This is a genomic window from Burkholderia sp. BCC1999 (assembly GCF_905339975.1).
Lineage (GTDB): Bacteria > Pseudomonadota > Gammaproteobacteria > Burkholderiales > Burkholderiaceae > Burkholderia.
This window is the reverse complement of sequence record NZ_CAJPHP010000020.1, coordinates 123,746-141,567: the sequence shown is the minus strand read 5'-3', so window position 1 is coordinate 141,567 and position 17,822 is coordinate 123,746. Positions and strand designations below refer to the sequence as shown.

The 17,822-nt window shown below is 68.1% G+C and carries 15 protein-coding genes; 11 read left to right on the top strand and 4 right to left on the bottom strand.

What is annotated here, in order from left to right:
• Positions 1–440: 440 nt before the first annotated feature.
• Positions 441–1,184 (bottom strand): GntR family transcriptional regulator, encoded by a 744-nt coding sequence (locus U5809_RS26340; protein WP_322088666.1) that lies wholly within the window; start codon positions 1,182–1,184, stop codon positions 441–443.
• Between the two features lie 160 nt (positions 1,185–1,344).
• On the opposite strand from U5809_RS26340, the gene U5809_RS26335 reads away from it, so the two are divergent.
• The 9 genes from U5809_RS26335 to U5809_RS26295 all read left to right on the top strand — a co-directional run bounded on the left by U5809_RS26335 (position 1,345) and on the right by U5809_RS26295 (position 12,650).
• Positions 1,345–2,196 carry a fumarylacetoacetate hydrolase family protein gene (locus tag U5809_RS26335; protein WP_322088662.1) on the top strand — a complete coding sequence of 284 codons (852 nt, stop codon included), beginning with the start codon at positions 1,345–1,347 and terminating at the stop codon, positions 2,194–2,196.
• A 42-nt stretch (positions 2,197–2,238) separates the two neighbouring features.
• On the top strand, positions 2,239–4,029 hold the full coding sequence (locus tag U5809_RS26330; RefSeq protein WP_322088661.1) for an FAD-dependent monooxygenase: 1,791 nt from the start codon (positions 2,239–2,241) through the stop codon (positions 4,027–4,029).
• Positions 4,030–4,040: 11 nt separating this feature from the next.
• Positions 4,041–5,003 carry a VOC family protein gene (locus tag U5809_RS26325; RefSeq protein WP_322088660.1) on the top strand — a complete coding sequence of 321 codons (963 nt, stop codon included), beginning with the start codon at positions 4,041–4,043 and terminating at the stop codon, positions 5,001–5,003.
• Positions 5,004–5,093: 90 nt separating this feature from the next.
• Complete coding sequence (locus tag U5809_RS26320; RefSeq protein WP_322088665.1) at positions 5,094–6,191, top strand: porin; 1,098 nt, start codon at positions 5,094–5,096, stop codon at positions 6,189–6,191.
• Between the two features lie 34 nt (positions 6,192–6,225).
• Positions 6,226–7,476 (top strand): MFS transporter, encoded by a 1,251-nt coding sequence (locus tag U5809_RS26315; protein WP_322088659.1) that lies wholly within the window; start codon positions 6,226–6,228, stop codon positions 7,474–7,476.
• Positions 7,477–7,739: 263 nt separating this feature from the next.
• Complete coding sequence (locus tag U5809_RS26310; protein ID WP_322088658.1) at positions 7,740–9,830, top strand: TonB-dependent receptor; 2,091 nt, start codon at positions 7,740–7,742, stop codon at positions 9,828–9,830.
• Positions 9,831–9,859: 29 nt separating this feature from the next.
• Positions 9,860–10,627, top strand: a complete 768-nt coding sequence (locus U5809_RS26305) for an ABC transporter ATP-binding protein (RefSeq protein ID WP_322088664.1) — start codon at positions 9,860–9,862, stop codon at positions 10,625–10,627.
• A complete protein-coding gene (locus U5809_RS26300; protein ID WP_322088657.1) occupies positions 10,624–11,613 on the top strand; it encodes an ABC transporter substrate-binding protein in 990 nt (329 codons plus the stop codon). Before U5809_RS26305 ends, U5809_RS26300 begins: the two co-directional genes overlap by 4 nt.
• The gene (locus U5809_RS26295; protein WP_322088656.1) at positions 11,610–12,650 is read left to right on the top strand and encodes an iron ABC transporter permease; all 1,041 of its coding nucleotides are present in this window, start codon (positions 11,610–11,612) and stop codon (positions 12,648–12,650) included. Before U5809_RS26300 ends, U5809_RS26295 begins: the two co-directional genes overlap by 4 nt.
• A 49-nt stretch (positions 12,651–12,699) precedes the next feature.
• Here U5809_RS26295 and U5809_RS26290 read toward each other — a convergent pair whose 3' ends face one another.
• Both U5809_RS26290 and U5809_RS26285 read right to left on the bottom strand, forming a co-directional pair.
• Entirely contained in the window at positions 12,700–14,076 is a 1,377-nt protein-coding gene (locus U5809_RS26290; protein WP_322088655.1) for an ATP-binding protein, read from the bottom strand.
• Complete coding sequence (locus U5809_RS26285) at positions 14,077–14,802, bottom strand: response regulator (protein ID WP_322088654.1); 726 nt, start codon at positions 14,800–14,802, stop codon at positions 14,077–14,079.
• A gap of 245 nt (positions 14,803–15,047) precedes the next feature.
• Here U5809_RS26285 and U5809_RS26280 point away from each other — a divergent pair, with 245 nt between their 5' ends.
• Together U5809_RS26280 and U5809_RS26275 are read left to right on the top strand one after the other, a co-directional pair.
• A complete protein-coding gene (locus tag U5809_RS26280; protein WP_322088653.1) occupies positions 15,048–15,794 on the top strand; it encodes a MipA/OmpV family protein in 747 nt (248 codons plus the stop codon).
• 280 nt (positions 15,795–16,074) lie between these two features.
• Complete coding sequence (locus tag U5809_RS26275; protein ID WP_322088652.1) at positions 16,075–16,410, top strand: hypothetical protein; 336 nt, start codon at positions 16,075–16,077, stop codon at positions 16,408–16,410.
• A 46-nt stretch (positions 16,411–16,456) separates the two neighbouring features.
• Here the strand turns inward: U5809_RS26275 and U5809_RS26270 are convergent, their stop codons facing one another.
• Entirely contained in the window at positions 16,457–17,671 is a 1,215-nt protein-coding gene (locus U5809_RS26270; RefSeq protein WP_322088651.1) for a transglycosylase SLT domain-containing protein, read from the bottom strand.
• Positions 17,672–17,822: the final 151 nt, after the last annotated feature.

The window sequence follows — 17,822 nt, the reverse complement described above, 5'->3', positions numbered from 1 at the left end:
CTCTCCAGATCAGGGTGGTGGGAGGCTGGGGATCACGATCGCGCCGTCCCGTCGTGCGGGCGCGATGCGATTCTGCTGCGGTGCGGTGCCACGACGATCGAAGCGCGACTGTGCGTGGCGACATCGACGCGGCGCGCGTCCGGCGATTCGCCGGATTCGGGTGCCGGCGAGTGTGGTCAGCTTATGCGATTCGTGCCGCGATGCGTAGCGCGCGCGGACAGAACATAGTGTTCTCGTTCATCGAACGGCAAACGCGCGCGAACGAGTGCAGCATGTCCCTACCATGACTGACATGGTCAGGATAACTGATGTGTGTGAGCTTGACGGGCGAAAACGGATGCGCCGATCGACCGGCCCACTCCGGCGGAGCGGATCATGGCGCGCGCGGCAGGTCGCGCGAAGCGGGGCGGCGCTCGCGGGTGACGAATGAAGCGCCCGGCCTAGCGCCGCGCGCGTGCCTTGCCGGCGGTGCGCGGGGAGGCAGCCGATGCCGCGCCGTCGGCGGGCGTCGTGTCTTCCAGCACGAGCTGCGCGGTGACCGCGAAATGCTGGCGCAGCAGCTCGCACGCTCGATCGGCGTCGCGCGCGATCACGGCCTTCACGATGTCCTCGTGCTCGCGACCGACATCGCGCTCGCCCGCATGCTGGCTGCGCAGCGACTGATGCCGGTAGCGCGCAGTCTGTGTGCGCAGCGTCGCCGCGAAATGCTTGAGCCATTTCGAACGGCAACCGGCCAGCAGCGTGGAGTGGAAGTGGTCGTGCGCGCGTTCCCAGTCGGGGTTCATCCGCGGCGGTTCGTCGATGACGGTCGGCAGGCTGTTCACCAGGTGGAACGCGGCGAGCACCGACGCTTCCCATTCGAGGTTGCCGCTTTCGATCGCGTCGCGCAGCGCTTCGGATTCGATGCATTGCCGCACCGACGTGATGTCTTCGAGATCCGCGCGGGACACGGGCGTCACGCGAAAGCCGCGCTGGTCCTCCGCGTCGACGAAGCCGCTCATCGCGAGTCGCGATACGGCCTCGCGCAGCGGGATCACGCCGGCCTGGTAGCGGTCGGCCAGCTCACGGATCTTCAGCTTGGAGCCGGGCGCGAGCGCACCCGACACGATGTCCCGAAGAATGGTGTCGGCCAGTACCGACGCCATGGTTCGCGAGCCGCCGGTCGCCGCGTCGTCAAACGTCATGTCCACGAATAGTTCCCTCCAGATGGCCAAATTATATGCAGAACCGGTAGACGTATGCGAAGCCTAGGGTAAACATGCAAAGACGAAAATATATATATTTTCTAAATTTGTATCTAAATCGCGGCCAGCCCGGCGGCGACCCCCTTGATCTGGAGATGTCATGCGTTACGTGAATTTTTCGCCCGATGGCCGCAAACGGATGCTCGGCGTGCAGCGCGACTCGACCATCGTGTCGCTCGGCGATGCGACGCTCGAACAGTTGCTCGCGAGCGGTATCGACCTGGCCGGCTTCGCCGACTGTCAGGCGTCGGCCGGCCCGACCTTCCACGTCGACGAAGTGACGTGGCTGCCGCCGCTCACGCGGCCCGGCAAGATCATCTGCGTCGGGCTGAACTACGCGGACCACACGAAGGAGAGCCCGTACGAGCAGCCGACCTATCCGACCCTGTTTCCGCGTTTCACGACGAGCCTGATCGGGCACGGCGCGGCGATGATCCGGCCGCGCGTGTCCGACTCGCTGGACTTCGAGGGCGAGCTGGCCGTCGTGCTGAAGAGCGGCGGACGTCACGTGCCGAAGGCGCGCGCGCTGGAGTGCGTGGCCGGCTACTCGGTGTTCAACGACGGCTCGGTGCGCGAGTACCAGTTCAAGGCGCCGCAATGGACGGTCGGCAAGAACTTCGACGGCACCGGCGCCTTCGGCCCCGCACTCGTGACGGCCGACGAACTGCCGGCGGGTGGCGCCGGGCTGCGGCTGGAAACGCGGCTGAACGGCAAGGTCGTGCAGTCGGCCAACACGAGCGACATGCTGTTCGACGTCGCGACGCTGATCGCGATCGTCAGCGAGGCGATCACGCTGGAAGCGGGCGACGTGATCGTCAGCGGTACGCCGGCCGGCATCGGCTGGGCGCGCGACCCGAAGCTGATCATGCGCGACGGCGACGTGTGCGAGGTCGAGATCGAAGGGCTCGGCATCCTTCGCAATCCGGTGCGCGACGAAGACGCGGCGCAATGAACGCCGGCCGTTGAACGCATCCATCAAGAGACTGAGGCAGACATGAGACAGATTCGAGTTCCGGTGTTGGTGGTCGGCGCAGGGCCGGCCGGGCTGACGACCGCGGCGCTGCTCGCGAAGTACGGCGTCGACGTGCTGGCGATCACGCGCTATCCGGGCACCGCCCATTCGCCGCGCGCGCACATCACGAACCAGCGCACCGTCGAGGTGTTCCGCGATCTCGGCATCGAGGAGCGCGTGCGCGCGCTCGCGACGCCGAACGAGCTGATGACCAACAACGTGTGGGCGACCAGCTTCGCGGGCCGCGAGATCGCGCGGTTGCAGACCTGGGGCACCGGCACGCGGCGCAAGGCCGACTACGAGGCGGCCAGCCCGTCGCAGATGTGCAATGCGCCGCAGCACCTGCTCGAGCCGGTGATCCTTGGCGCGGCGCGCGAGTATGGGGCGCGCATCCTGTTCAACACCGAACTCGTGTCGATTCGCCAGACGGACGACGCGGTGATCGCGCAGCTCGTCGACGTCGTGACGCGCGAGGAGATCGAGGTGATCGCCGATTACGCGGTCGGCGCGGACGGCGCGCAAAGCACCGTGGTCAAGCAGCTCGGCTTCGAGCTCGACGGCGAAATGGGGCTCGGTTGCGCGGTGAACTGCTGGCTCGAGGTCGACCTCGAGAAATACACCGCGCATCGCCCGGGCGTGCTGTACTGGATGAGCCAGCCGGGCAGCGACTACTGGGTCGGCAGCGGTACGTACATTTGCGTGCGGCCCTGGAACGAATGGGTGCTGCTGTTCATGTACAACCCGAAGGAGGGCGAGCCCGACCTGAGCCACGAAGCGGTGATCGCAAGGGCCCGCGCGACGATCGGCGACCCCGATATCCCGATCCGCGTGAAGGCCGTGTCGAAATGGACGATCAACCGGATGGTCGCGCGCACGATGGTGAAAGGCCGCGTCGCGATCGCCGGCGATGCCGCGCACCGCCATCCGCCGGCGAACGGGCTTGGCTCGAACACGTCGGTGCAGGATGCGTTCAACCTCGCGTGGAAGCTCGCGATGATCGTGAAGGGGCAGGCCTCGCCCGCGCTCCTTCGTACCTATTCGGACGAACGCCAGCCGGTGGCCGAGACGGTCGTGAATCGTGCGATCAAATCGGTCGGCGAGATGCTGCCGATCGCGCAGGCACTCGGCTTCTCGGAAGGGCAGACTGCGGAAGAAGGCTGGGCTTCGCTCGACGGGCTGTTCGCCGAGGACGACGCGGGCCGCAAGCGCCGCAAGACGCTTGCCGATGCGGTGGAGCTGCAGAACTACCAGTTCAACTGCCACGGCGTCGAGCTGGGCCAGCACTACACGTCATCCGCGATCGTGCGTGACGGCGCGACATTCCCGATTCCGTCGCGCGATCCGGAGCTTTACTATCATCCGACGACAACGCCGGGCGCATCCATTCCGCACGCGTGGATCCAGCACGGCGGCGAGCAGGTTTCGACGCTCGATCTCGTCGGCCACGGCGCGTTCACGGTGCTCACGGGCGCCGGCGGGGACGCATGGCTCGACGCGGCGAAGCAGGCCGGCGAAGCGTTCGGGATCGAGATCCGCGCGGTGTCGATCGCACCCGGCACGCCGACGTTCGACGTGTACGGCGACTGGGCGCGGCAGCGCGAGATCGAGGATCACGGCTGCGTGCTGGTGCGGCCCGACCGCTTCGTCGCGTGGCGTTCGGAAGCGATGGCGGACGATCCGGCCGGTGCGCTGCGCCGCGTGATGGCGCGGATACTCGGCGACGCGGGGCGTGCACGTGCGCAGGCCGATGCGGCCGCGCTGGCCGAAGCGTAACGGAGGTCGGCATGACGACTGCGACGACGACTGCTGCAACCGGGCCAGGCAGGCGGGCCCCGTTCGGCATCCACAGCATCGACCATTTCGCGCTCGACGTGCCGGGCCTCGCGGAGGCCCGCCGGTTCGTGACGGCATTCGGCTTCGACGTCGAGGAAGCCGGGCACGAACTGCGGCTGCGCACGGAGCCCGGCGGCCACGTGTGGGCGACGCTGCGCGACGGGCCGCGCAAGCGGCTCGCATTTCTGTCGCTCAACTGCTTCGCCGACGATTTCGTGCCGCTGCGCGCGCAGATTCTCGGTGTGGGCGGTCGCGCGGCGGCGGCGCCGGAAGGGCAGGCGGCGCACGACGGCTTCTGGTTCGAGGATCCGGACGGCAACCTGCTGCAGCTGAAGACGGGCGCGAAGACGACACCCGGCTGCAAGCCGGCGCCGCCGCGCGCGACCGGCATCCGGCCGCAGCGCGGCGCGCTGTTTCGCGGCGATGCGCCGATCGTGCATCCGGCACGGCTGTCGCACGTGCTGATGTTCACGCCCGACATCGGCCGGGCGATCGCGTTCTACGAGCAGGCGCTCGGCCTCGGCCTGTCGGACGGCGCCGCGGGCATCGTTGCGTTCCTGCATGCGCGCCACGGCAGCGACCATCATCTGATCGCGTTCGCGCAGGGCACCGCGAAGGGCTGGCATCACAGCGCATGGGACGTGCCGGCCGTCGACGACGTCGGGCTCGGCAAGATGCAGATGCAGCGGGCGGGATATGCGCAAGGCTGGGGTGTCGGGCGTCACGTGCTGGGCTCGAACTACTTTCAGTACGTGCGCGATCCGTGGGGCTCGTTCTGGGAGTATTCGGCCGACATCGACTATGTCGGTGCGGGCGTCGAGTGGCCGGTCGGCGACCACCCGCCGGAGGACTCGCTGTACCTCTGGGGCCCGGACGTCCCGGACTATTTCTTCGAGAACACCGAAGCTGCCTGATCGTCACCGCATGCGGCCGGCTCGCGCCGGCGCGCACGGCGTCTTTTTTATCATATCAATCAGTATAACGAATCATATTTGGAGATCAGGATGGTCGGCAAGAAGACCTGTGCAATCGGCGTGCTGGCGCTCGGGCATGCATGCGCGGCGTCCGCGCAGAGCAGCGTCACGCTGTTCGGCCTGCTCGATGCAGGCATCAGTTACGTGAGCAACGAAGGCGGTCACGGCGTCGCGAAGTTCGACGACGGTATTTTCACGCCGAGCCTCGTCGGGCTGCGCGGTAGCGAGGATCTCGGCGGCGGCACGCACGCGATCTTCCAGCTCGTCAGCCAGATCGCGATCGGTTCGGGCGCGACGATCGGCGACGGGCTGTTCGCGCGCACCGCGTTCGTCGGCTTGCAGAACGACCGCTACGGCACGGTCACGCTCGGTAACCAGTACGAGTTCATGGCCGACACGCTGTTCTTCGGTGGCGTCGACGCGGCGCGCGACGTCGGCGGCCTGTACAACCTGCGCAACGGCCCGTTTCAGAAGCTCGCGTTGCCGGGCAATCCGACCGGCGCGTTCGACTGGGACCGGATGGCCGGCAGCCAGCGCGTCGCGAACGCGGTCAAGTACGTGAGCCCCGTGATCGGCGGGCTGAAGTTCGGCGCGCTGTACGGCTTCGGCGGCGTGCCGGGCAGCATTGGCGCGAACAATACCGTGAGCGTCGGCGCCGATTACTCGATCGGCACGTTCGGCGCGGCCGCCGCTTACACGAACGAAAAATACGGCGCGCAGGCCGGCTCGCCCGCGACCAGCGTGCGCAACTGGGGCGCCGGCCTGCGTTACGGGTTCGGCGTGGCCAACCTGAGCGCGCTGTTCACGACGGTCCGCAATGCGGCATCGGGTGGCGCCGCGTGGATGGGCGAGGTGGGCGGCACGTGGCAGCTGACCGGCGCAACGACGCTCGGCGCGGACTACATGTACATGAAGGGCAACGCGACGCTCGACGACAACCATGCGCACCAGCTGACGGCCACGATCCAGTATCACTTGTCGAAGCGGACGATGGTCTATGCGAGCGGCGCGTGGCAGCGCGCGAGCAGCGGCGCACATGCGCAGATCAACGGCGTGCTCGATCCGGACGGTGCATCGTCCGGTGCGAACCAGGCGATCGCACGCATCGGCATGCACACCGTGTTCTGACCGCGCGGCCTCGCGCACCCCTTGGAGAAACCAGATGAATCACGCACACGTGTCCGGTCGGGACACCTCGTACGAATGGAAGATCGTCGCGCTGCTCGCGCTCGGATTCGGGCTCGTCGGCGTCGACCGTTTCATGATCATGCCGCTCTTTCCCGTGATGATGCGGGACCTGAAACTCGACTACCAGGATCTTGGCCACATCACGGCCGCACTGTCGGTCGCGTGGGGTGTGTCCGCGCTGCTGACCGGCAACCTGTCCGACCGCTTCGGACACCGCAAGGTCATCCTTCCGGCAATGCTCGCTTTTTCGCTCCTGGCCTGCGCGAGCGGGCTCGCGTGGGGCGTCGGCAGCCTGATGGCGATACGCGCGGTGATGGGCTTCGCGGAAGGCGCGTACACGCCGTCGAGCATCACGGCGACCCTCGATGCGTCGGACCCGGCGCGCCACGGCCGCAACGTCGGCATCCAGCAGGCGGCGCTGCCGCTCTTCGGGCTCGGCATCGCGCCGATCGTCGTCACGCAGCTGATGCGCGTCGTGCCGTGGCACTGGATCTTCGCGATGGTCGCGGTGCCGGGGCTCGTCGTGTGCGTGTTGACGTGGAAGGTGTTGCGCGACACCAGCGCCGAGCGCGCGGCCGCGCATACCGATATGGCTGATGCCGGCAGCCATCGCTGGCGCGACGTGCTGCGCTATCGCAACGTGCCGCTCTGCTTCGTCGGGATGTTGTGCTGGCTGACCTGCCTGATCGTGCTGAGCGCGCTGCTGCCGAACTACCTGACCGACTATCTGCACCTGGGCCTCCAGCAGATGGGCTTCGTGCTGTCCGCAACGGGCATCGGCGGCACGCTCGGCGGGATCGCGATGCCGGCGCTGTCCGACCGGATCGGCCGCCGGCCGGTGATGGTGCTGTCGGTACTCGGTGCGTTCGTGTCGCTGTGGTCGTTCTCTCGCACGGGGGCAGAGCCGGTCGCGCTGTTCGCGGGGCTCCTGGCGACGATCTTCTTCGTGTTCGCGATGATCACGCTGACCGTCGGGCCGATCAGCGCGGAAGCCGTGCCGGCGCAACTGATGACCACGGCGTCCGGGCTCGTGATCGGTGTCGGCGAAATCTTCGGCGGCGGCATCGCGCCGTCGGTCGCGGGCTACGTCGCAAAGCACTTCGGCATCCAGTACATCATGCAGCTCGGGATGGGGGCGCTGGTGCTCGGCCTGTTCGTCGTGCTGGCGCTGAAGGAAACCGCGCCGGCCCGGCTCGCGCGAACGACAACCCTCGCGCGGTCGTGAAGGCGCGGCCGATCGCGCGATCAACCTGACAAAAAACTGACAATCAAAATGATATATTGTATCATCTGATGTTTTCGCCGCGGGCCGGCCCGGTTTGCCGGGCATGGCCGCACGCGACGAAGCCACACGACGATCGATACGAAGTGACGAAAACCAGGAACAGGACGGTGCGGCGCACGCGGCGCGATTGTGCCTCGGACCGCGACGGCGGGAGTTGGCGCGCACGCGCCGCGCGCAGCTGCACGACGCTGCTGGGCTGTGCGATGGCCACGTCCGGCGCGCTGGCCGCGGAAGCCGCCGCACCCGCGCCGGAAGACCGGCACGCGCTGCCGGCGATCAACGTCAGCGCGCCATCCGCGCCGGCCGACCCGTTGACGCAGCCGCTCGCAACGGGTTCACGGCTCGGGCTCGCGAGCCTCGATACACCCGCGAGCGTCGAAACCGTCACGGCCGACGCGATCGAAGCACGCGGCGATCGCACGGTGCTCGACGCGGTCACGCGCACCGCGGGTTTTTCGAGCGCGATGGCGCCCGGTACCGGCGGCACCGCATTGAGCGTGCGCGGCTTCAGCGGGCAGGAATCGGTGATGACGTTGCTCGACGGCGTGCGGCTGATGCCGGCGGCCGGCACGATCACGTTCCCGTTCGACACATGGTCGGTCGAGCGCATCGAGGTGCTGCGCGGGCCGGCATCGGTGCTGTACGGTGAAGGCGCGATCGGCGGCGTCGTGAACGTGGTGCCGAAGCGGCCGCAGCGCATGCGGGAGACGACGCTGCAGGTTGGTGTCGGCGCCGACGGCGCGAAGCGCTTTGCGTTCGATACGACGGGCGCGCTCGGCCCGCGGCTGTCTTACCGTTTCTACGCGAGCGATGCGCGCGCGAACGGCCTCGCCGAGCGGGCCGATACGCATACGACGGCCATCGGCGGCGCGCTGAAATTCGACGTGAGCCCGCAGCTCACGCTGACGCTCGACTACGACTACGGCCGCCAGATGCCGGCGACCTACTACGGTGTGCCGGCGCCGAACGGCGTGCTCGATCCGTCGCTGCGCAAGCTCAACTACAACGTCGGCGATGCGACGATTTCCTACTACGACCAGTGGACGCGTCTGTCCGCCAGCTACCGGCCCACGGCCGGCGTGACGATCGACAACCAGCTCTACTACCTGACGTCGAACCGTCACTGGCGCAATGCCGAGGCATATGCGCTCGACCCGGCGACGGGGCGTGTCACGCGCAGCGATTATCTCGACATCGGTCACCACCAGCGGCAGATCGGCGACCGGCTGAGCGCGCGTTTCGACGGCACGCTGTTCGGCCGTGCGAACCGCTTCGTCGTCGGCACGGAATTCAGCCAGATCACGTTCGGCGGCACCAACAACTCGCCGTACGGCGGCGAATCGACGGTGCCCGCGCACGGCTTCGATCCCGGCGCATTCACGAGCCCTGATCCGACGGTGCCGCAATTCAGCACACGGGCGCGGCAGGCCGCGGTCTTCGCGGAAAACCGGCTCGAAGTGCTGCCGCGGCTCGCATGGGTGAGCGGCCTGCGCTACGACCACATTGCATTCAGCCGCGAACAGGCGGCCACCGGCACGGGCTTCGACAAGCGATTCGCGAACGTCGGCTGGCGTACCGGTTTCGTGTTCGAAGTTGCACCGACGCTCAGCGCGTATGCGCAATACACGACGGGCGCGGAAGGGCTCGGCTCGCTCGTGACGCTGTCCGCGTCGCAGGCGAACTACCGGCTCGCGACCGGTGAACAGTGGGAGGCCGGGCTCAAGCAGACGCTGCTCGACGGCCGCGCGTACTGGACCTTCGCGGTGTACGACATCACGAAGCGCAATCTGCTCAGTACCGATCCGTTCAATCCCGCGCTGCGCCAGCAGGTTGGCCGGCAATCGTCGCGCGGCGTCGAGTTGACGGGGGGCGCGCGGCTGCCGCACGGCTGGACGATCGACGCGAACGTCGCGCTGCTGCGCGCACGCTACGACGAATTCAACCAGACGACCGGTGGCGCGACGGTGTCGCGGGCCGGTAACGTGCCGTCCAACGTGCCGCAGCAGACCGCGAACCTGTGGTTCGGCTGGGCGTTCGCCGAACGCTGGCAGGCGAACGCGGGCGTGCGCTACGTCGGCGCGACCTACGGCGACGATGCGAACCGCCTGCAGGTGCCGTCGTACACGGTGTTCGATGCGTCGCTGCGCTGGCAGCCGACGTCGCGCACCGAGCTCGCGCTGTATCTGCGCAATCTCGCGAACCGCACGTACGCGGCGACGACGTCGAATGGCGGCGAGCAATGGCTGCTCGGCCCGTCGCGCTCGGCGGAGCTCGTCGCGACGATGCGCTTCTAGTGCGGCGCGACGTGCATCCCGTCACGCACATGCTCGACATCGAACGCGTGAGCTGGTCTCCCGGCGGCGCGATCGACGTGCTCGATTCGGTGACGCTGACGGTCGCCGAAGGCGAGTTCGTCGGGCTGGTCGGCCCGAACGGCAGCGGCAAGACGAGCCTGCTGCGCTGCATATTCCGTTATGCGCGGCCCGACGCGGGCCGCGTCGTGCTCGATGCGCAGGACGTATGGCGCATGCGGCCGCGCGCGGTCGCGCAGCGCGTCGCGGTGCTGCAGCAGGAGACGCCGGACGATTTCGGGCTGACGGTCGACGAACTGGTCGGTATGGGGCGCACGCCGCACAAGCGGCCGTTCGATGCCGAGTCGGCCGACGATCGCCGCATCGTCGAATCCGCGCTGCACGACGTCGGCCTCGTCGAGCGCCGCGCGCAACGCTTCGCGTCGCTGTCGGGCGGCGAGAAGCAGCGCGCGCTGCTGGCCCGCGCGCTCGCGCAGCAGCCCGAACTGCTACTGCTCGACGAACCGACCAACCATCTCGACCTGCGTCACCAGCTCGAACTGCTCGCACGCGTGCGCCGCCTCGGCATCGCGACGCTCGCGACGATTCACGACCTCAATCTTGCGGCCGCGTACTGCGACCGGCTCCACGTGCTCGCGCGCGGTCGGGTCGTCGCGTCCGGCGCGCCGGGCGACGTGCTGACCGAAGCGCTGCTGCGCGACGTGTTCGGCGTCACCGTGCTCGTCGATCGGCATCCCGTCTCGGGACGGCCGCGCATCACGCCGCTTCATCCGGAATGACCGCCATGCCGTTACCTTCGTCCTCTGTTGCACGTCGGCTGCTTGCGGCCGCCGTGCTCGGCGGCGCCGCCGCTCAAGCGGGCGCTTATCCCGTCACCGTGCGCAGTTGCGAGCGCGACGTGACGTTCGAGCGTGCGCCGGCGCGTGCGGTGAGCAACGACGTGAACCTGACCGAGATGATGCTCGTGCTCGGCCTGAAGGACCGGCTCGTCGGCTATACGGGCATCGGCGGCTGGAAGACGGGCACCGCGCGCGTGCGCGATGCATTGCGTGGCGTGCCCGAACTGGCGAGCCAGTATCCGTCGCTCGAGGTGCTGGCCGCCGCACGCGCCGACTTTTATCTCGCGGGCTGGAACTACGGGATGCATGTTGGCGGCCCCGTGACGCCCGCGACGCTCGCACCGTTCGGCATTCGTACCTATGAACTGACCGAATCGTGTTCGCACGTGATGAAGCAATCGGCCGCGTCGTTCGACGACTTGTTTCGCGACCTGAACAATCTCGGCCGGATCTTCGGCGTCGAGGCGCGCGCCGTGAAGGTCGTCGCCGCGATGCGCGCGCGCCTCGCGACGGTGTCGCGCACGATCGGGCAGCCGACGCCGCTGCGCGTGTTCGTCTACGACAGCGGCACCGACAAGCCGATGACCGCGGGCGGGCTCGCGATGCCTACCGCGTTGCTGGCGGCGGCCGGTGCGCGCAACGTGATGGACGACCTGCCGCGCAGCTGGACGCAGGTGAGCTGGGAGAGCGTGGTCGCGCGCGATCCGCAGGTGATCGTGATCGTCGACTATTCGGCGGTGACGGCCGCGCAGAAGCAGCAGTTCCTGCTGAGCCAGCCGGCGCTCGCGCGCGTGGCCGCGATCCGCGACCGGCGCTTCGTCGTGATTCCGTACGATGCGGCGACACCGGGCCCCGAGAACGTCGCGGCCGTCGAGACGCTGGCGCGCGCGCTGTATCCGGCCGCGTTCGCCGGGCTGGCGCGATGAGCAGGTATATGCGTGCATCGCGGCCCCGCATGCGCGTCGTGCTACCGGCGCTGGCCGTGCTGCTGATCGTGTCGATCGTCGTGTCGGCCGCGTTCGGTCCGGCGCCGATCGCGATGACGGCGGCGGTGCGGATCGTTGCCACGCACATCGCATCGGCGGTCGGCGGGGCCGGCGCGTTCGCGACGGGCGCGGGCGATGACAGCATCGTGTGGCTGATCCGGATGCCGCGCGCGCTGCTGGCCGCGATCGTCGGCGCGACGCTGGCGGCGGTCGGCGTCGCGTTGCAGGCGGCCACCGCAAATCGCCTGGCCGATCCGCACCTGCTCGGCGTGAGTGCGGGCGCGATGCTCGGCGCCGTCGCGGTCACGGTGGTGGTCGGTGCGGCGTTCGGCCCGTTCACGCTGTCGGCCGCCGCGTTCGCGGGCGCGCTCGCGGCAACTGCCTGCGTCGTCGCGCTCGCTCACCGGGGCGGGCGGCTCGAATCGGACCGGCTGTTGCTCGCGGGCGTGTCGGTGTCGTTCATGATGGCCGCATTCGGCAACCTGTTGCTGTATCTCGGCGACCAGCGCGCCGCGTCGGCGGTGCTGTTCTGGATGCTCGGCGGCGTCGGGCTCGCGCGCTGGGATTTGCTGCCGGTGCCGGCCGTGTGCGCGGTGCTCGCCGGCGGCGCGCTGTACGCGCGACGGCGCGAACTGAATGCGCTGATGTCGGGCGATGTTGCCGCGGCGTCGCTCGGTGTGCCGAGCGCGCGGATGCGGCGCGAGGTGTTCGTCATCGCGTCGTTCGCGACGGGCGCGATGGTCGCGGTGAGCGGTGCGATCGGCTTCGTCGGGCTCGTGACGCCGCATCTGTGCCGGCGCGTCGTCGGCGCCGAGCACGGCCGGCTGTTGCCGGTCGCCGCGCTGACGGGCGCGATCCTGCTCGTGTGGGCCGATGTCGCGGCCCGCACGCTTGCTGCGCCGGAGGATTTGCCGATCGGTATCGTCACTGCGCTGTTCGGCAGCCTGTTCTTCGTCGCGTTGCTGCGCCGCCGCTGAGCGGCGCGATCCGGTCAGGCGAGGGCGGGGCGGCGGCCCGCCGTGCCTGTCATCGCGACGGCTTGGCCGTGCGCTTGCCGGCGCCGGGCGTATCGGCGCGTGAATCGGTGCCGGGCACGTCGAAGAGGCTGTCCGGCATCGTCAGCGCGGGCAGCGTGATGACGATGCGTGCGCCGCCGAGCGGCGAATCCAGGAGCCGCACGTCGCCGCCGTGCACCTGCGCGACACGCCGCACGATCGCGAGCCCGAGACCGAAACCGCCGGTCTGGCGGTCGCGGCTGGAATCGAGCCGCTGGAACGGTTCGAACACGCGCGCGCGTTCGGCGGCCGGAATGCCGGGGCCGTCATCGTCGACGCTGAGCACGAGCGCGCCGGTCGCGTCGCTGGCAGCGGCCAGCAGGACCTTGTGCGACGCATAGCGTGCGCCGTTGCGGATCAGGTTCAGCAGCGCGCGGGCGACGAGCTTCGGATCGCACACGTGGGTCGCGGGCGCACCGAGCGCCGATACGTCAAGCGTGATTCCGCGATCGGCGACATCGTTCGCGACATTTCCGGCGACGCTGTCGATCAGCGCGTCGACGTCGATTTCCATCGGCGAAAGCTCGCTCGCCCCCTGTTCCAGGCGGCCGATCGTCAGCAGCTCGGTAACGAGTTCGTCGAGTTCGCGCACGTCGCGCCGCAGTGCATCGCGGCGTTCGCGCATCCGTCCGGTTTCATCGGGCTCGGCAAGCAGCGCGAGCCCGAATTCGAGCCGGGCCAGCGGCGTCTTCAGTTCATGCGAGATGCCGTGCATCATTTCGCGCTGCTGCTTGATCGACGCCTCGATGCGCGCGGCCATGTCGTTGAACTGCTGCGACAGATCGTAGATGTTCGACTTGCCCGACAGCTTCACGCGTGTCGACAGCGTGCCGGCGCCGAATGCGCGCGCCGCATCCTGCAGCCTGCGAATGTCGCGCCAGTGATAGTGAATCCACAGCACGACCGCAAACAGCGTCGCGAGCGCGAGCAACAGGTACGCATAGATCCGGATGTCGAGGTCCGGCGGCTCGATCGGGCGCGCGTGCAGCACGGAGCCGTCCGCGAGCGGCATATAGTAATCCTTGCCGTTGTAGCTGATCGCGATCCTGCCGGCATCGAGATCGTGCAGCGGTGTACCGCTCAGTTGTGCGCGCGCATCGGCCATCGACATGAAGCCGAACCCTTCGTTGCCGTGCAGTGCGAGTTCGCGCAGCGCAAGCTCGCGCTGCGTACCCGGATGGCGCTCGAGGTAGTCGTTCAGCACGAACGAATAGGTCGTCAGCGAGTCGCGCTGCGCCTGTGCGACGCGCTCGTAGAAGATCCGGTCGAACGCCAGCTGGATGAACACGATCGAGGCGGCGACGCACACGATCACGATGAGGTACAGCCTGATCAACGGGCGCAGCATTTATTCGTCCCACGCGGAAGGGCTGAACAGATAGCCGCGACCCCAGATCGTCTTGATCTTGTGCGGTTCCGATGACGCATCTTCGAACCGGCGGCGCAGCTTCGAGATGCCCGAATCGACCGAGCGGTCGAGTCCGTCGAATTCGATCCCGCGCAACTGCTTCAGGATGTCGTCGCGGCTCAGTACGGTGCCGGCCGCGCGCGCGAGGATCAGCAGCAGATTGAATTCGGCCGTCTTCAGGTCGACAGGATCGCCGCGCCACGTGACGGTGCGGTTTGGCGGCGAGATCGTCAGTTCGCCGAACACGAGGGCCTCCGGCGCGGTGACGGGCGCTTCGGCGGCGGCCGGCTGTGCGCGGCGCAACAGCGCACGGGCGCGTGCAACGAGCACGCGCGGCTCGAGCGGCTTCGTCACGTAGTCGTCGGCGCCAGTCTCGAGGCCGGCAACCTGGTCGTAGACGTCCGCGCGCGCGGTCAGGATCAGCACGGGGACGTTGGTGAACGCACGGATGCGCCGGCAGACTTCCATCCCGTCGAGGTTCGGCAGCATCAGGTCGAGGATCACGAGGGCCGGCTGGTGCTCGCGCACGGCCGCGACGGCGAGGTCGCCGCGTCGTACGACCGTCACCGCGAATTCGTAGCCGTCGAGGTATTCGCGGACAAGCTGCGCGAGACGGTCGTCGTCCTCGATCAGCAGCACACGGTATTTGAGCAGGTCTTCGTTCATGGTCTCCTCAGGATGCACGCGCCATCTCGCACCCGGCAGGCTGAGGGGCGGCGCGGCACGCGAATTCTATCCGGCGCACCGGAGGGCGGGGGACTCGGACGACAATCTCGAACAATCGAACACAATTGAGCACAGATTCTCCGCAGATTCAGGACAGTCTCGGCGCAGGGCGACACCTAGACTGCGGGCTCCGTCACTCTTATCTCAATATTGTGCGCCCACTCCTCCGCCGCTACCGCTATTGCATGCCGCTCGCCGGCCTGACCCTTGCCGCCGCCGCCCACGCGGAAAACCAGTATTCGCTGTCGCTCGGCGGCGGTGTCGCACCGCGCTACCCGGGCAGCAACCAGTATCGCGGGGTCGTCGCGCCGTCGTTCTCCGCGACGTTCGGCAACGGCTTCTTCATCGACGGCACGCAGGGCGCCGGTTACCGGCTGGACCTGCCGCATGGCGTGTTCGTATCGGCGGCCGTGAGCTATGACGCCGGCCGCGCGGACGAGAACCGCTTCGACCTGCCGGGCTCCGACTACCTGAAGGGCATGGGCCGGATTCCGGGTTCGGTGCTGGTCGGCGTGCGCGCGGGCGTGACGCTTTTCAATGCGGCCGAACTGAGCGTCACGATCGATTCACCGGTGACGCATACATCGCGCGGTGTGTCGGGGCACATGGATCTCGCGGTGCCGGTGTTCAAGACCGCGCAGCACGAGATCATCGTGACGGGCACCGTGCATGCGGGCTCGGGGCGCTATACGCAGACGTTCTACGGCGTGACCGATGCGCAGTCGATGACGAGCCGGTTCCGGCCGTATTCGACGAGCGGCGGGATCGACAGTGCGTCGATGGCGGTCGCGTGGAACTGGACGTTGTCGCAGCATTGGTCGGTGCTCGCGACCGGCGGCGTGACGCGCTTGCTCGGTCGCTACGGCGACAGTCCGATCGTTCAGTCGCGCAGCAACTACTACGGGATTGCGGGCGTGACCTACAAGTTCTGAGCGGGGTGCCGGCACGCGCATGCCGCACGGGATGCGTGGGTGTCGGCGTTGCAGCCGTCGCGGCGAATTGCGTGCGGTAACATGCAGGCGGATCCGGCGCGATACCGGACTTGCGACCCGGTTCGCCGACACGGCCGGACCGGGTCGCGTCACCGCCGACATTCGCTGGCCGGCTTTCGTCAGGAAACGGCCGGCGCCGCGCGGCACCGATCATTCATGCGATGCCCGGCCGTGCACGAAGGCCGCACACGGCACACCGGGTCGAGACAGGGAGAAACCGATGAAGAACACGATCACGATGCTCGTTGCATTCGTTGCGAGCGCAACCTTTGCAGGATGTGCGGACATGAACACGAAGCACCCCAACGCCACCGCCGGCGGCGCGGTGATGAACCCCGCGCCGTCGGGCGCCGTGAGCGCGTGCAAGGCGGACGCCGCGCCGGACGACGCGCTGGTCGGCAAATCCGAGGCCGACGCGGCCACACTGCTCGGCGGCTGCCTGTGGCGCGTGCTCGAGCGTGACGGAAAATCGCTGCCGGGCACGATGGACTACCGCGAGGAGCGCCGGAATCTCGGCATTCGCGACGGGAAAGTGATCTGGGTGCGGCGCGGGTGAGGCGACAGCACCGACGTGACGCGCTAGACGCGCGAGCGGAGGCGCGTCACTTCGAGATGTACCACAGCGCGTCCGTGCTGACGCGCGAAGGCTGGGCGGCCGCAGCCGGCGCTTGAGCCGGCGCGGGCGGCGGCGTGTTCGACGTGACGGCCGTCGGCAGCGTGGCGGGAAGATTCGCCGTCGATGGCGAGGCCGCCGCCGATCCCGACGTCGACGGCGTATTCAGATACCACAGCGCATCGGCCGACGCCGTGCGTTTTGACGCCGTACCGGCTGCCGCGTTCGTCGTCGCGTTCGCGGCCGTACTGGCCGGCTTCTTCGACGCGGCGGCCGCAGCCGTACCTGTCGTTCCGGCCTGCGCGGTCATGCCCGCACCCACGGCTGCGCCGCGCTGCGCGCGCGCCTCGAATGGCCCGAGCTGGAAGATTAACGTTTGCGCGGGACGCGTCAGAACGGCATACGGGAATTGCAGCTCCCACGACATCAGCACGCGGCCCGACGACGTTTCGGTGAAGATCGCCGGCAAGTGCTTCATGTCGCTGAACTGCACGTAGATTCGCGAACCGTCGTCGAACACCTGGGTCGGCTTCGCCTGATCGGCACCGGTGACCGTCCAGCCGAAGTTGTACGTGCCGGCCGGGCCCGCGGGCCCGCCCTGCGGAGGCGGCGGGGCCGACGAGATCATGCGCGGACGCGTGACCGGCTGCGACGCGGACACGCTCAGGCTCGCGAACGGGTTGTACGCCTGTGCCTGTTGCGGCGGCGTAAAAGAGGGGGGCAGGATAGGCATGGGAGTATCCGGCGAATCCGGCATGGTCCGGATTGCATCATAGACCTTGCGCGCATACGCGAGGCGCTTGTCTGGCGAGGCGGAGTTGTACGCGCCGATCGCGTTCCAGTTGGGGCCGAGCTGGCGGATGTTCTGCGACAGGATCCACGCACCGACATACGCGTTCGTACATGCATCGAACAGGCTTTCCCGCGTGATGCCCTCGCGCGCGAGCGTCGGCAGCCACGTGCTGTTGATCTGCATCAGCCCGATGTCGACCGTGCCGTTCGTATTGGTGTTGACGGCGTTCGGATTCATCCCCGATTCGACCTGCGCGATGCCGCGCATCAGGCTGACGCTCACGTGCTGGAACGCGGCCGCGTCGTCGAGGCAATCGGCTCGCGCGACGCTGTGCAGCACGCACGACATCGCAATCGTCGAGGCGATTGTCAGCGTTTCGCGGCTGATCGAACGGGTTGTATGACGCGGCATGGCAGGATGGGGCGGAATCCGGCCGCCCGGTGCAAGGAAATGACGAGAGACGCGAAGTGTGCCATAGCGGGCAGACAAATGGCTCGCGTCAAACTTTCCTTTGCATTTGTCCACGCGTTCGCCACGCATTTTTATCGCGTCGGATCACGAG

Coding starts and splice junctions, on each gene's coding strand:
- U5809_RS26340 (WP_322088666.1), bottom strand. CDS start 1,184: ATGACGTTTGACGACGCGGCGACCGGCGGCTCGCGAACCATGGCGTCG.
- U5809_RS26335 (WP_322088662.1), top strand. CDS start 1,345: ATGCGTTACGTGAATTTTTCGCCCGATGGCCGCAAACGGATGCTCGGC.
- U5809_RS26330 (WP_322088661.1), top strand. CDS start 2,239: ATGAGACAGATTCGAGTTCCGGTGTTGGTGGTCGGCGCAGGGCCGGCC.
- U5809_RS26325 (WP_322088660.1), top strand. CDS start 4,041: ATGACGACTGCGACGACGACTGCTGCAACCGGGCCAGGCAGGCGGGCC.
- U5809_RS26320 (WP_322088665.1), top strand. CDS start 5,094: ATGGTCGGCAAGAAGACCTGTGCAATCGGCGTGCTGGCGCTCGGGCAT.
- U5809_RS26315 (WP_322088659.1), top strand. CDS start 6,226: ATGAATCACGCACACGTGTCCGGTCGGGACACCTCGTACGAATGGAAG.
- U5809_RS26310 (WP_322088658.1), top strand. CDS start 7,740: ATGGCCACGTCCGGCGCGCTGGCCGCGGAAGCCGCCGCACCCGCGCCG.
- U5809_RS26305 (WP_322088664.1), top strand. CDS start 9,860: ATGCTCGACATCGAACGCGTGAGCTGGTCTCCCGGCGGCGCGATCGAC.
- U5809_RS26300 (WP_322088657.1), top strand. CDS start 10,624: ATGACCGCCATGCCGTTACCTTCGTCCTCTGTTGCACGTCGGCTGCTT.
- U5809_RS26295 (WP_322088656.1), top strand. CDS start 11,610: ATGAGCAGGTATATGCGTGCATCGCGGCCCCGCATGCGCGTCGTGCTA.
- U5809_RS26290 (WP_322088655.1), bottom strand. CDS start 14,076: ATGCTGCGCCCGTTGATCAGGCTGTACCTCATCGTGATCGTGTGCGTC.
- U5809_RS26285 (WP_322088654.1), bottom strand. CDS start 14,802: ATGAACGAAGACCTGCTCAAATACCGTGTGCTGCTGATCGAGGACGAC.
- U5809_RS26280 (WP_322088653.1), top strand. CDS start 15,048: ATGCCGCTCGCCGGCCTGACCCTTGCCGCCGCCGCCCACGCGGAAAAC.
- U5809_RS26275 (WP_322088652.1), top strand. CDS start 16,075: ATGAAGAACACGATCACGATGCTCGTTGCATTCGTTGCGAGCGCAACC.
- U5809_RS26270 (WP_322088651.1), bottom strand. CDS start 17,671: ATGCCGCGTCATACAACCCGTTCGATCAGCCGCGAAACGCTGACAATC.